The following is a 14123-nucleotide window of genomic DNA, read 5'->3' on the forward strand; positions in this document are numbered from 1 at the left end:
AGAGAGGTTACAGGACCGCAGCGCGGGGCCTTGCATAGCCCCCTCAATCTGTGTAGAATTGGGATACACCGCAACGGAATCAGCTTCCGTTGCGGTGCTGTTATTGCGAGACGAAACACGTCTCGACCGCAACAAGAAGCCTCCGTGTCTGTCTCACAAGATAACAGCCCACGGGCTGCAGTGCCGTTCGGAAAGGAACTGTTGAATGGCTGTGAGATTGCCGGTCTTGGGACTTTTCCTGACATGCCTGTTGGCGGCTACCTCGTTTGTAGTTGCGGACACCCAGAGCGACACGCCGGCGGCGCCGGCCCAACAGCCTGCAATGAGCGGCCTGAAGATCGCTGTGGTTGACGTGAAGCGCATCAATGACGAGTTCGTCCGGCCTCAGGCGCGCAACGAAGAGACGGCAAACTGGGCACGGCGCCAGCAGCAGTACATCGACGAACTGCAAAACCGCTACATTTACCTCAGCGAAGAGGCCTTCAACGAGATCATCCAGATTCTCGGAATGTCGCGGCCACTTCCCGCAGAAGCCGCTAAGCGCCAGCGCGAGCTGCAGGACGTGAATGATAAGACCGAGGCGCGTTTCCTGGACCTGCAGCGAAAAGTCGACCGGACTGCGGAAGAGCAGGAGGAGTTCAACCGTCTGCAGGCCGGCGTTGATGCGCGCAACAAGCAGGTTGAGCAGATCGTCCAAAACCTGCAGAACCAGCTGAACCAGATGCAGATGGACACCATTGACGCCGCCATGGATCGTGCGCAGACCGTGATCGTTGAAGTTGCCACGGCCGGCGGCTACAGCCTTGTTTTCGCAAAGGCCGCAGTGATTCACGGCGGCGACGACATTACGGACCAAGTGTTGGAAAAGCTTGCCGAGTTGCCGACTGGGTCCGCGAAAGTTGGTGCGCCGGGTCCGCCTGCAGCAGCACCGGCTCCGGCGCCTGCAGCGACGCCCTGACGGGGTCTGCGGGAGAGCACATGGCAAGACCGGCTGGAGCCGGGGAATTGCGAAGGTCCAAGCGCACATTGGAATGCATGACCCTGATGAGGCTGACCTGCTGGGCCCCTCGGGGCTTACCGACTGCTATCGCGCTGGTCCTGGTGACGGTGGGTGCACAGGTTCCCGCCTGGGGACAGGGGAATCCGCCGGCGGCGGAGCATGTCGGCCATGTGTATCTGGCGCAGCTGATGGTCAGGCATCCGCTTTACCCGGACCTTGTGCGACTGGAACGGGCTATCCAGTCGCTTCAGACGCCTGAGCCGGAGATGGTCCTCGAGACGTTCACTGCCGGAGCGCGCATCGAGGGCGAGTATATAGCAGGCCCTGTGATTTCACGTTGGGCGGTGGAGCGGCTGGTTGCGCGGCGGGACGAAATCGTGACCGGGCTGTCAACTGTGCTGGATCCCACGCTCGCATCCCTGCCCGAAGACCTGGCTTCCGAATTACAGTGGCGTCGTGATCAGATCCAGCGGGCGGCGAGGCTCGAGTTGCTCACTGCCCGGGCAGATTCCAGCCGGGAACTGGCCGAAGCCTCGGTGAGACTCTACCGCGAAAACCAGGAGCGCCTGACGAGTCTGGGGGAAGAACTCGAGGGTGCTGGGGAGAACCCCGAAGACGTCCGGGCGGAACTGGAAGAGCACCTCGCGCAGATGCGAGCAGAGCACGAGGAACGTCTGGACCGCCTCGAGCACACCGTCGCGCAGCGGACGCAGGCGGCAATTGCTCAGAGTGAACGTTCCGCCTGGCGTCGGGCGAGAACCCGCCTGCGCAGGCCAACCGGAGGTATCTCCGAAAGCCTGCGTGAGGGCATGATCGAGACGCTCCAGAGCTTTCCGTTCCCGGACTGGCTCAGTGACGTTTCACTGCAGATCCCGGCGCCGCAACTGCCCACCGGCGACGTTGCCCGGGACGCGGTCGGGACCGTGGACAGCGCCAGGCAATGCAATAGAGAGCGTCTCGCTGCGGAACTAGTTCGCCGTCGTGCTGTCATAACTGAAAACATACGCAATGCGACACGCCTCGGCGCGGAACGCATAGCCAGGAAACATGGGGTCCGGCTCCAGTTCTCACCAGTCGGTGATGCGCAGGGGCCGGACATGACCGAGGAGATCGGCGAAGCCCTGTCAGCTCTCTGGGGCGCCGGTTCCCGGTAGCAGGTCTATGGGAGGAAACTGAACGGTGCAGAAGGTTGCTATTCCTCTGGCGCGCATCGCCGCCCATGTGGAAGGCACGGTACTCGGAGATGCCGGAACCCTGATCAGCGGTGCGGGCACACTCGAAGAGGCCGAAGCGGGACACATTGTCTTCGTCGAGCGTCCGGAAATGCTCACGGCGGGCGAGCAGAGCAACGCCTCGGCCCTCATCGTTGCACCGGGGCTGTCCAGCTCGGCGAAGCCGATTGTGGTCACGGAAGATCCACGCCTCGCCTTCAGCAAGGTTCTAGAGCTCTTCGCGCCCAAGCCCAATGCCCAGCCGGGGGTGCATCCCACTGCGGTCCTGGGACGCAATGTCACCTTGGGCGAGCGCGTCTCAATTGGCGCGCACACGGTGATTGGAGACAACGTGATCATCGGGGATGACACCATTATTCATCCCCTGGTCTATATTGGGCATGACGCTACTATCGGAAAGTCGACGGAGATTGCCCCGCAGGTCTACATCGGCGACCGCGTGACTGTTGGGGATCGCACCACGATCCTGGCGGGTGCAGTCATCGGGTGCGATGGTTTCGGCTTCCTCCAGACCGGCCAGGGTCATCGGAAGATCCCGCAGATCGGGACTGTGGCCATCGGCAATGACGTCGAGATTGGCGCTTGCAGCACGATTGACCGCGCCACTGTTTCCGTCACCCGCATCGGTGATGGAACGAAGATCGACGACCAGGTGCACATTGCCCACAACTGCAATATCGGGCGAAACTGCTTGCTTTGCGGACAGGTGGGAATCGCCGGTAGCACCCGGGTCGGCGACAATGTGGTTATGGGCGGGCAGGTTGGGGTCAGCGACCATGTGACGATCGGCGACAACGTTGTGGTGGCGGGTAAGTCTGGGGTGTTCGGTGACATCGACAAGCCGGGTGTCTACTCCGGCTACCCCGCCCGGCCGCACAAGAAACAACTGCGCAATATCGCGATGTCCCATCGTCTGCCGGATCTGGTGGAACAGATCAAGAAGATGGAAGCGCGCATCGCGGAACTGGAACAGAAGCTAGCTGAGCGCGAGGGACAATAGCGCCCGGGGAGCAGTCCGAAGATCGCCAGAGGGCCCGGCACTCCTTACGCCGGGCCCTTGCTTGTGCAGGGCCTGTGAACATGATGCAGTCGATCCTCCTTCTTCTGCTCGCAGCGGCCGCGGCAATACCGGCGTCATCTTACGCCCAGGTTACTACGATCGGACCGCTGCCCGTACCGGGGCCGGGGCTTATCGATGCCCTGGACGGCGACCCGCTCCGCTCAGCCTCCCAGGTCATCATTCCCCGTGAGCCGTTCCATGACGGGCCGGACGGTGGATTGAGCACCTGCGCGCCCGGCGCCGAGCTCATTCGCATACCGAGCGGGTCCTACTTCTCACTCCCCTCGTGGCAGAGCGTCCGTTTTCGCTCGGGTTCAGCTCCCGGCAGCGATCCTGTTCGGGTCATCCTGAGCAATGATCCCGAGCGCGTGCCGATGCCACGCCTGCTGTCGCGGAGCCGGCTGCGCGTCGGGGAGCGCACCCATTTCATGTGGCACCATCTGTCCGAATACCCTCAGGGCATGAATCTCGTGGTGCGCCTGCGCAACCAGGGATATTCCCCCGCGGTGCTGGATATCGTGGCGGCCCACGGAGGTCCGACGCCCGACGAGATCTGGGCAGGGCATGTGATTATGCGGCGGTTCCTCGGGGGTTGGCAGGCGGGCCAGGGATTCCAGGTGCGCATTGGGCCGGGGGATGTCTTCGAACTGTCCCGCCGCTGGTTCCCGAAAGGGCACATCGCCGGCGGAATGGCGGACCTGTGTCTGCTGGAGGGTTCGGATGTGATCCTGGAGAGCCTGGCCCAGCAAGACTGGCGCTGGTCGCCTTCGCTGGACAGCGTGCGCGCGCTGCTGCCTAACGCGATCCCGCCTCCGCTCGAGCTCCCTGGTGTCAGGCTCGTCGCGGTTACCCATGAGGTCGGCAAAGCCTGGCAATTCGTCACGATCGGCAAGAATATGGAGTTCAAGGACCACCCGGCCCTCAGGGGCGATTACGGCGTGGTCTACAAGGCGGAAGTCACCTTCGAGAATCCGAACCGGAGGAAGGCGCGTCTTGAGGTAGCTCTGCGGGCCGGAGGCGGGGTCGCTCGCGGAGCGGTGATCGTGAACGGGAAGATCGTGGAGACGGGCCTGCTGTCGATGGGGATGGAGCACATCCTGTTCGATGACAGAGGCTCCACGGCGCCACGCACCCGCGTGCAGGTGCGCCTTATCCCTCAGGCGGGCTCGAACTATCCCGTCAGCCTCGTTGTGCGCAGTGTTCTGAATCCAACTGGCTGACCCCCCGCCCTACTGGCCCTTGAAGCAGTAGATGCAGCCGTCGTTACTGCCAACGAAGACGTGTCCGGCCGATGCAGCGGCGGATGACTGCACCTCCCCGCCCGTCTCGTACTGCCAGACGACGGTCTGGCTCTCTGATTCGATGGCATAGAACTGGCGGTCATGGGAACCGCAGTAGACCACGGTGCCGCTCACCAGCGGCGAACTGTGCACCCAGTCGCCTGTAGGAATGCGCCAGTTGAGAGATCCCGTGCGGGCATCCAGGCAGTAAATATAGTGATCGCGCGAGCCGATGTAGAGGTTCTCGCCCACGAGGCTCGCCGACGCGTGGATCTCCCCCTCGGTGCGGTACTCCCAGAGCTTCTGGCCCGTGGGCGCGTCGATGCAGTAGACGTGGTGATCGGTGGAGCCGAAGAAGACGCGCTCTTCTGCGTAGACCGGTGCGCCCAGAACCTCCCCTGCGCTGGTGTACTCCCAGATCAGCCTGCCCGTGGCGGCATTGATGGCGTACAACCTGTGGTCACTGGAACCGACGTAGACAGTGCCGTTCCAGTAGGCCGGGGATGAGATGATCTCGCCCTGGGAGCGGAAGGCCCACACCTGCTGGCCGCTGATGGTGTGGATGGCGTAGACGCGGCCATCACAGCTGCCGAAGAAGAGCATGTTTCGCCAGCCGGCGGGACCGCAGACCACCTCTCCCGCAGTGGTGAACTCCCAGATGCGTCGTCCTGTTCCGGCATCCAGCGCAATCAGGTTGGTCTTGCAGCCGATGAAAAGCGTGCGGCCGTTGACGATGGCCGGGCTACTCATGATCTCGTGGGCGAATTCAACGCTCCAGATGGCCTTGCCATCACGGGCGCTCAGGGCCGTCACCCGGCCATTGCGACCCGGCCGGTCCACGAAGGCTCCGGCGAAGACGACTCCGTTTACCACTGCGGGTGAGCTGATGACCCACTCGCCGATGCGCTGCTGCCAGCGCTTGCGCAAGGGCGGCGCGATGAGCTCCGGCGTGTATCCGCTGCGGGTGACATTGCCCCGAAACATGGGCCAGTTGTAGGCCTTTTGAGGGGCATCGGGCTTCTGCCGTGCCAGTTCCAGCGCGATCTCGTCCAATAGTGTCCGAGCCTGGGTATGTTCGGGCTCGCGCTGCATGGCCTCGCGCAGGAGGGCCAGGGCCTGACGCAAGCGGCCTTGCTCACGCTGTTGGATTGCCTGAGCCACCAGTTCGCGCGCCGGTGTGGTCTCGGAAGCCTCTTCCGGTACCGACGGTCGCGCCGGCGTGGTGCGGTCGCGCTCTATGGAGGTCGGTGCCTGCACCGGTTCGGGGTGCGCAATTGCCCCATATCTGGCGACGTCGAAGGACGCCTTGCAGACCGGGCAGACGCGATAGTCGTAGCTGGTCATGTACCCGCAGCCCTGACAGTGCTTGATCTCCACGTCTGCGGCGGCATCCTGAACCAGGGGGCGGATGCCCTTGAGCGCCTCGGACAGGGCCGCGAAGCTCGGGTACCGGTCTGCGCGAGCCTTCGCGATACACATCATGACGACGTCACTCAGCTCAGGCGGAACCTGGGGGACCAGTTCGGTCGGTGGCGGCGGCAGCTTGCTCAGGATGCTGTTTATGACCGCGCCGACGGTGTCGCCCGTAACGGGAGCCTTGCCGGTCAGGGCCGCGTAGAGTGAAGCGCCGAAGGAGAAGACGTCGGAGGTTGCGTCCGCCGAGCCCGCGTCCAGGAACTGTTCGGGCGGCATATACAGGTACGTTCCCAGGCCCACGCCGACATCGGTCATTTCACGTCCCTGTCCATAGACCTTGGCGAGACCGAAGTCGGTGACCTTCACCCCCATGCGCTTGTCCAGCATGATATTGGCGGGCTTCAGGTCTCTGTGGACCACGCCCTTCTGGCCCCGCACCTCAGCGGTGTGCACATAGCACATCGCCTCGCACACCTGCAGGGCGTACTCCATGACTTGCGGCGGGAAAAGGTTTCTCTCCGTGTCGATAAGCCGCTTGAGATCAGTCCCGTCCACATACTCCAGCCACAGGAAAGGCTGGCCGTTGATGTCGCGGTAGATGATGGCCTCCACCACGTGCTGGTGGCGACCGATGTTCATCCACGTCTTGGCCTCCTCACAGAAACGCTCCACCGCACTACGCTCTTCGAGAAGATCCTCCTTGACCGTCTTGATGGCGAAGCGCTTGTGGCTGAACTCGTCCAGCACGATATAGACGATGCTCATGCCGCCGCGATGCTTCTCCACCACTTTGTACTGGCCGTCGATCAGCGATGTGAGTTGGAATTCCATGGGTACCCGTTCCTGCTGTGATGGCACGTCCCGCAGCCCGGTCGGGATGAGGTGCCGTGGTTACTGCCCTGAGGCACGCTGTCCGGCGATGCGCACCTCACCGTTCCCTGTCACGAGCACTTGCCGCAGTTTGCCATCTACATACCGAAGCAATGCCCCCTGCCCCCGGAGTTCGAAGTCTTCCGCGGTGAGGGTGCCCCCGCCCGGGTTGACTAACAGGATATCTCGTGTGGACCCGCCAGTCACCTCCACGGCGACAGGTTGCTCATTGGGGTCGCCCTCGGCGCGAGCGGTAACCGGGAGCATGCGCACCGACAACTCTGGCGCATCGCCATCGAACACCGCCATGGCCGTCGCGTAGAGCGCCTTGCGGCCCGTGACGCGGGAGACCACGAAGGGCACTTTGATCTTTGTGGGATTGCCCATGCCGATTGCCGAGAAGAGATGCGCCTGGCCTTCGGCCACATTCTGGGTCAGCTTGAGCCCCGGACCGCCTTCCTGCCGCCAGATCGCAGCCCAGTCCGAGCCGATGTCGCCCTCGCGCCACTCCTTCGCCCAGTCATAGCCGTCGCCCGCCGGGGCCTTCTCAAGCGCGGACAGTGCCACCGGGGTCTCCAGGGCGCCGCGGTTGTGGTAGGTCCAGTCAAAGGTTCGTTCATCTTCGCTCTCGCACAGGACCACATCGATGACCCGGTCACCGATGAGGGCCATAGTCCGACGGAGACGAACGCCGCCGTAAGCCTCGTCAGCCCGGGCGCTGGCCACTGCCATGTTGTCGTCCTCGGCGAAGAACTGGAGTGTCCCGGTGCAGGGCTTCTGGCTCTTGCCGTCCACGACCACGGTATTGTGGCTAATGGTCTGGCGGAACCAGCCGCCATGAGCCGGGTTGCCGTAGGCAATGCAGCCCGGGTCCTCGGCCAGCAGGGCTCCGTGACCGTAGAGGACGAACCCGAGCTTGTCCGGGTGTCCGTGTCCGCCACCGTGAGGGCCGTAGTCCAGCGCGAGGTAGTTGTGGGGCACGTAGCGGTCCGCACCCTTTTCGCCGGTCTCCCCGGACCGCAAGACCGCATAACCGGCGGCAGGGAAAAGCGTGGACTCGAGACGGAAATCCTCTTGCGCGCCCAGCTCCGCGCCGAATAGCAGCGTCTCCAGGCTGTTGCGGCTGCTATTGAGTATCGGCAGGAGGTGGCGCGGGTCCTGCCAGCGCGCATAAGCGATCTCGTAGCGGTTCCCACCGCCGAGCGCGTTGGATGTTCCGCTGTCATTGAATGCGGGGAGCACACCGCCGGGACCCATGAAAGCCAACGGAGCATCATACATGCTCTTGTAGCGGTCAGTGTAAAGGTCGATGCCGATGTTCCGCGCTGCAATTGCCAGGGGCTCCAGGGCCATCATCGTGTAAAAGTGGTACCCCCAGGCGCTCTCGTACCAGAAGCCATCATCGGTGACACCTTTCTCGATCTGCGCCCGGAAGCCCTTCGGCCCATTGATTGCGTCCCCTGCGAAGCGCTCATCAGAGAGGGCAATGCCCACCAGCCCGTAGGCCGACGCGTGCCAACAGCAGATATTGTGGATGCCCCACTGGTGATCGTGGATCAGTTCCGCCGCGGGGATCAGCATTTTCGTGGCGATTAGCTCTACGTCTTCGGTGGAAAGGGTGTCATAAATGCAGTCGAACCCCTGCACCAGGGGGATCAACCAGGTGGATTCGTCTAGAGTCTGGGGCCCGACGTGACCGCCCCCGCGATTGGGCTTGCCGTTGATGTCATGCAGCGGGTAGTTCAGGTAGCGTTCGGCGTACCCCAGGAGGATCTCGCGAGCGCGCTCCGCATACTTCCGCTCTCCTGTGAATACATAGACCAGGCCGAGATCGCGGATGGCCTGGGATAGAGCATTGTGTTCTCGGTCCAGCACCACGTCATCATACGGCCAGCCGGTGTAGGATGCGCCACAGTCGGGGCAGACGTGCTCGGTGGGTGACTTTGTGGTGAGCCGGCCGCCGCATTTCTTGCAGGTGTACCAGTGCCACCACTGCCCGCCGCGATCGGGGTATTTGATCTCTCTGGTCAGCCATGAATCGGCCCGGGCCACCAGGCTCTTGTAGATGCCCTCCGCCTTCGGGTCCTGCCCGACTTTCGCCAGAACTTCGGCGGCCTGCTCGCGGGTGATGAGCAAGCATGGATGCTTGACTGTCTTGAGTGGGACCGGCAGAGAGAGGTCGACGGACATGGCGGTATCGTTCGCTCCTGCAGGACTGAAAGAGACCCGGGTTGTCAGCACGCTCAGCGGAGCGGCAACTTCCGGCCCGGAGACGGCAGTAGAGAGAGTGACCTCCACCTCTGCTGATGTCGCGGGGGCGATTTCCACACTTTCGGGCACGTTCACCTGCAGAAGGTCGGCCGTGGCGCTCAGACTGGTGGCGAAGGTTGCGGTCTCCGCGGTGGTGTTCGCAAGCGTGATCCGGTATCCCAGGCGCAGGCGACCGCCCTCGGTGACGGGCTCCCCTCGCTCCACATTCTTGATGCGCAAGGGGTCGCGCTCCAGGCGGATATTGTCGATGAGCACCGGGTGAGCTTTGCCGTCGGCGAATTGGGCGCGAAACATGATGACCTGTGACTTCTCGTCCGGCTTCTCCCCCCAGAGCCACTGAGGTGCGCGGAGATTGATCGTCGCGGTGCGCCACTGGCCGGCCGGAACGTCGCCTTTGGAGGCGATCTGCCAGGTCGCCTGCATACCGTCGCCGAGAGGCCAGTCCACAATCTTGACGCCCCACCACTCGCAGGTCGTCCCTTCAAGGCGGTAGTCGAAGATGAGGCGGTCCCACTCGCTCATTTCGATACCGCGGCCCGCGAAGTTGAAGTTCACAGCCTTCGGGCCCGTGCCGGGGTCGGGTTCCCATTCAAGGGCGCCCTCGCCCTGGCTTGCCTGTGCCACGATCTGTGTTTTGCCTCCCCAGCCCGTGAGTTTGCCCTCGAAGTCCTCGAGGGACTGCAGCACGGGTGCGGCGGCAGCGATTGACACGGTCAATAGAGCGGTCACGGTTAGCCAGCTATTGAGGCTGAGCTTCATCATGTGCACTCCCGATATCGTTGGCCTGCGGCGTCTCCAGCATGCCGAGAACCTCATACACGCGGTGGGGTTCGTCGATGCCGCGGATCTCCTGCAGGCCCAGGTCGCGACACTCCACCATGTCGCGCACGAGGTCGTATGTCGCCTCGCTGATGATGATAGAGGCGCCGAGGTCCTTGCACAGTGCCTGCAGGCGGCTGGCAAGGTTCACATTTTCCCCGATGACAGTATATTGCATGCGGGAACCCGAGCCAACACAGCCGACAATGGACTCCCCTGTGTCAATGCCGATGCCCGCTGCAAGCTCCGGCATGCCCAGAAAGGCCCATTCGTCCCGCCGACGGGCAATCCGCTGCTGCATGGTCAGTGCGCAGGCCACCGCGAGGCGCGGGTGATCGACCTGTTCCACGGGTGCGTTGAAGAACGCCATAATCTCGTCGCCCATGAACTTGTCAAGAGTCCCGCCGAAGCTGAAGATCACCTCGTGCATCAACTCGAAGTACCTGTTGAGCAGGACCACGGTGCGCTCGGCCCCGAGCCGTCGACTGGCGGCGGTGAACCCGCGCAGGTCCGCGAAGAGCACGGTAACGGTGCGCGTCTCGCCGACGAACGCCGCATCCGCATCATCTTGGGTCAGCAGCGCTGCAACTTCGGGCGGAACGAACTGCGCGAGGGTGTTCATCAGGGCGCTTTCCTTGCGCTCCTGGGTGATGACGCGAACCGAGATCGCCGCCAGCAGAGAGAGTACCATCGCCAGAGACGGGACGAACATGGGGGCGATTACGCCGAAGCGGTTGAAGGCCCAGACTGCCAGGGCGTTGTGCAGGACCAGGCAGGCTGCGGCCACCGGCACGTGGACCCGCGCCCGGGTGGTGGTGACCAGGGCGCCGATGAGCAGTGTCCAGACCAGTACCGCGAGCAACGTCGCTTCGGGACGCCAGCGACGGATGAACTGCCCGGTCAGGACGGTGTCCAGCGCGTTGGCCTGGACCTCGACTCCCTTGGCGACCGGCTCGAAAGGGGTGGGGCGCACGTCGTGAAGGCCTATAGCGGTAACTGCGATGAAAACAATCTTGTCCCGGAAAGTGTCTGGCTGAACCTCGGCACTCCCGGCCAGCAGATCGCCGGCAGATACGTGCGGAAAGGGCTGGCCGGGGCCGGCGAAGTTGATGAGCATCGTCCCCTCGCGTCCGATGGGGATGCGTCGCTGGGCCCCGAGTTGCACATGGGAACCCATGCGGACCTGGATCTCTTCAGACGGCACGCCCAATGCACGCGCGGCGACCGAGAGCCATAGTGACTGGTAAAGCCCGCCGCCAGCCTGCACAACCGGCGGACTCTCGCGGTAGATGCCGTCCAGCGACGCGATGACATCCACGAAGCCCACGCCTCGCGCAACCCGGGCGATCTCGGGCAGGGGGCCAATGGCGCCGGTAGCGCTATACAGATGTGAGAAAGCGTTGAGTCCCACGCCCCGACTGATGTTGGTTCTCGGCAGAGCGAACCGCGCGAGTCCGTCGGTCGCACTCGCCCCGTCCGGCCGGTTCTCCGCACCCGAAAGCAACGCAGCAGCATGCACGGTGCTGCCGTAGTCGCGGCAGGCGCGCACCAGGGCCTGGTCGGACCGGGCGCCGCCGGGGCCCGGCTCCGCGAGCAAGATGTCGAAGGCGATCACGCGCGCTCCCGCTTCGCGCAGGACCTCGATGAGCCGGGCGTAACGTTCCCGGGGCCACGGCCAGGGCCCGACGCGCGTCAGACTGTTGTCATCCACGGCGACGATGACGATCTGGTCACTGGAGGTACGGGCGCCACGGTTGAGAAAACGGGCGTCGATGGTCCTCAGTTCGAATCGCTCCAGGATGTCGCCCGGCGGGGTGAGCGTCCACGCCACGATCAATAGACCGACCCCGAGCACAGTAAGCAGGGGCGCGATTGCCTGGTGTCCTGATTGGTTCTCCGGCGCTGTGTCGCGCCTCATTGTAGGGCTCCCGCCGATGCTGTCACGCTCCGGGCGAACATTGTGGGCCCAGAGTGGCGTCGTTTGAATTGCCGCGGCTGCGGGTATCAGTTATGATGCTGACAAGCGAACGCACGTTTCTGCGCATATTGGGTTCGTCAAAGCAACACCCAGGAGGGCTGGGTCAAACATCATATGCGAAGAGCGTCCCTTGTACTCATCATAAGCTTGGCGATACTTGCGGCCATCAGCATGTTTATGCTGGAGTCTCTCCTGGTCGTCCAGCGTGTCGCCGCAATCACGAACCCTACCGGCGCGATCAGTATTCGCCCTCAGGGCAGCAATGCCTTCGTGAACCTTGGCGACACGAAACGGGTCATGGCCGGCACCGTCATCAAGACCGGGTCTGATGGCGAGCTTATGCTCAATTGGGTGGACGGGTCACGAATCAAGGTGGGCCCGAACACCACCATGCAGGTGCTCAAGTGTCAGGTGAATCGTGCGCGATCCAGCGAGAGCTACCTGTTCAAGCTGGACCTGGGGCGTGTATGGGTGCGCGTGCTCAAGCGGCTGTCACAGCGGTCGAAGTTCGAGATCAGCACCCCAACCGCGACCGCTGCGGTGCGCGGAACGATCTTCTCGGTCGCCGTGGCGGAAGACGGGTCCACCAGCGTCTCAGTGCTGCGGGGACAGGTTGACGTCGTGACCGACGAGGGTGATGTTGCGGTCCGGGCCGATCAGATAGCGGAAGTCGGCCGCGACGCTACCCCAGCGGTACTTGAGCAGAGCGACGCGGACCAGGCCCAGTGGAAGTCGGTCGCGGATGTGGCCCGGCCCGCGCTGACCGTCGACAAGCCCATCGGAGACCGAATGCCCGCGGGGGCCCAGTCTGTTCACGTCAGCGGCACGGCGGAGCGTGGGGCCCAGGTGACCGTCAATGGTCATCCGGTGGCCGTGAAGATCAACGGCAGATTCGAGACGGACCTACCACTGCCCCACGGGACGGAGCCGGTACGGATCGAAGTCCGGGCGCGCGATGAGAAGGGCTTCGAGAGCGTCGTGGTGCGCAAGCTGACTCGGTAATCCATCCCAGCCACAGGACCGGCGCGGTCCACCGTCTCGAGCACGGGGGGCGCAATGTTCCGCCAGATGCGCCGACTTTTGGGCGCGTGCATTTCTTGTTTCATCTTCTGTACTTACCCGGGGCACTGTCAGACCGCTCCGGGTGACCTCGTCGAGATACAGGTTCCCGGCGCACACCTCTCGCTTTTCCCCACACCCCAGCAGCCGGTCCAGCTGGTGATCCGTGCCCGCGCCCTGACCCCAGCGGCAATTTCGCTGAGATGCCGCGCGGTGATCGACACACCCCCCGGGATGGCCGACTCGGGGTACCGGGTGTCTGATCCGCAGACGCTGGAACTCACTGAACAGGGGGTCTGGCGCGAGACCGCCCTTGTCTTCTCGTGCTCTCACACATGCGTGGCGATGACCACAGGGAAGCTGGTGATTCGCGGGTCGGCGGGAGATGTTCCAGTTCGGAAAGACGTGCCGATCCGACTGGGCCGAGGCGCCCTGGCGTTCCTTGAGCGCCGCTCGGTTCCATACCCCGACGGCGTACGCGCACTGGATGTCACGTGCCTGGAAAACCCCTTCCTGCGCGCGGAAGTGATTGGGCCGTCCGGGTGCGTCGCGAGCCTGTTCAGCCATGCAGTCGGCCCGGATGCGCTGGTGCCCGGCGATCACCCCTTCGGGCTGGTCTGGGCGGGGTTCGACGAGTGGCATCACAGCACCATGCCCCGGCCGGGCGAGGAAGTTGCTGCCGTCTACTCCGGCAGAGCACTGGGTGGGGTCGCGAACATGACCGTCCGCCTGGCTGGGGACAGCGACTGCCTGGAGGTCACCTGGGACGCGCGCGCACTGCCCGCCTCGCCAGGGCCGATCTACCTGGCGACGAGTGTAGTCAAAGGTTCGTCGCTTACAGTGCCGGGGGCGGGAGATGCTACGGCCGGCGAGATTCTGCCCGTTCCCGCCCAGGGCACGGGACAAATGCGAGTGGCCCCGGCCGGCGAGGGGCAGGCGCTGGTGGTGGAGTATGCGGCTTCCACGCTGGTGAGCGTCACGGCCGGGTCGCGGCGCCCCTGGTACGACTACTTGGCCTTCAATCTCGGGGAAGGGTCGCCGGGTATCGTGACCTTCCGGCTGCGGATCGCGCCGCTGTGAGTTTGTTTGCGTCTCCCGGCAAAGCGAACGGCGCGCCCCTGTGGCAGGAGCGCGCCGT

General features: G+C 63.8%; 9 protein-coding genes. 6 read left to right on the forward strand and 3 right to left on the reverse strand.

Annotation, left to right across the window (positions count from 1 at the left end):
* Positions 1-205 precede the first annotated feature (205 nt).
* The 4 genes from HPY44_07370 to HPY44_07385 all read left to right on the forward strand — a co-directional run bounded on the left by HPY44_07370 (position 206) and on the right by HPY44_07385 (position 4512).
* Positions 206-958, forward strand: coding sequence for an OmpH family outer membrane protein (locus HPY44_07370; GenBank protein ID NSW55813.1), 753 nt, complete (start codon positions 206-208; stop codon positions 956-958).
* A gap of 47 nt (positions 959-1005) precedes the next feature.
* Positions 1006-2154 carry a hypothetical protein gene (locus tag HPY44_07375; protein ID NSW55814.1) on the forward strand — a complete coding sequence of 383 codons (1149 nt, stop codon included), beginning with the start codon at positions 1006-1008 and terminating at the stop codon, positions 2152-2154.
* A gap of 25 nt (positions 2155-2179) precedes the next feature.
* The gene (gene lpxD, locus HPY44_07380; GenBank protein NSW55815.1) at positions 2180-3232 is read left to right on the forward strand and encodes a UDP-3-O-(3-hydroxymyristoyl)glucosamine N-acyltransferase; all 1053 of its coding nucleotides are present in this window, start codon (positions 2180-2182) and stop codon (positions 3230-3232) included.
* Positions 3233-3312: 80 nt separating this feature from the next.
* Positions 3313-4512, forward strand: coding sequence for a hypothetical protein (locus tag HPY44_07385; GenBank protein NSW55816.1), 1200 nt, complete (start codon positions 3313-3315; stop codon positions 4510-4512).
* A gap of 9 nt (positions 4513-4521) precedes the next feature.
* Here HPY44_07385 and HPY44_07390 read toward each other — a convergent pair whose 3' ends face one another.
* Genes HPY44_07390 through HPY44_07400 form a run of 3 tightly spaced genes read right to left on the reverse strand, consistent with a single transcriptional unit; the run spans position 4522 to position 11866 of the window.
* Positions 4522-6819 carry a PQQ-binding-like beta-propeller repeat protein gene (locus tag HPY44_07390; GenBank protein ID NSW55817.1) on the reverse strand — a complete coding sequence of 766 codons (2298 nt, stop codon included), beginning with the start codon at positions 6817-6819 and terminating at the stop codon, positions 4522-4524.
* Positions 6820-6879: 60 nt separating this feature from the next.
* Positions 6880-9891, reverse strand: a complete 3012-nt coding sequence (locus tag HPY44_07395) for an alginate lyase family protein (GenBank protein NSW55818.1) — start codon at positions 9889-9891, stop codon at positions 6880-6882.
* Positions 9869-11866, reverse strand: a complete 1998-nt coding sequence (locus HPY44_07400) for an adenylate/guanylate cyclase domain-containing protein (protein NSW55819.1) — start codon at positions 11864-11866, stop codon at positions 9869-9871. Before HPY44_07400 ends, HPY44_07395 begins: the two co-directional genes overlap by 23 nt.
* A gap of 174 nt (positions 11867-12040) precedes the next feature.
* On the opposite strand from HPY44_07400, the gene HPY44_07405 reads away from it, so the two are divergent.
* Entirely contained in the window at positions 12041-12928 is an 888-nt protein-coding gene (locus tag HPY44_07405; GenBank protein NSW55820.1) for a FecR domain-containing protein, read from the forward strand.
* 270 nt (positions 12929-13198) lie between these two features.
* Complete coding sequence (locus tag HPY44_07410) at positions 13199-14065, forward strand: hypothetical protein (protein NSW55821.1); 867 nt, start codon at positions 13199-13201, stop codon at positions 14063-14065.
* The last annotated feature ends 58 nt before the right edge of the window (positions 14066-14123 follow it).

The sequence above is a fragment of the Armatimonadota bacterium genome (genome assembly GCA_013314775.1).
Taxonomy (GTDB): domain Bacteria; phylum Armatimonadota; class Zipacnadia; order Zipacnadales; family JABUFB01; genus JABUFB01.

Excerpts from the sequence above, each read along its gene's own strand:
- HPY44_07370 (NSW55813.1), top strand. The coding sequence starts at position 206 with ATGGCTGTGAGATTGCCGGTCTTGGGACTTTTCCTGACATGCCTGTTG.
- HPY44_07385 (NSW55816.1), top strand. The coding sequence starts at position 3,313 with ATGATGCAGTCGATCCTCCTTCTTCTGCTCGCAGCGGCCGCGGCAATA.
- HPY44_07390 (NSW55817.1), bottom strand. The coding sequence starts at position 6,819 with ATGGAATTCCAACTCACATCGCTGATCGACGGCCAGTACAAAGTGGTG.
- HPY44_07395 (NSW55818.1), bottom strand. The coding sequence starts at position 9,891 with ATGATGAAGCTCAGCCTCAATAGCTGGCTAACCGTGACCGCTCTATTG.
- HPY44_07400 (NSW55819.1), bottom strand. The coding sequence starts at position 11,866 with ATGAGGCGCGACACAGCGCCGGAGAACCAATCAGGACACCAGGCAATC.
- HPY44_07405 (NSW55820.1), top strand. The coding sequence starts at position 12,041 with ATGCGAAGAGCGTCCCTTGTACTCATCATAAGCTTGGCGATACTTGCG.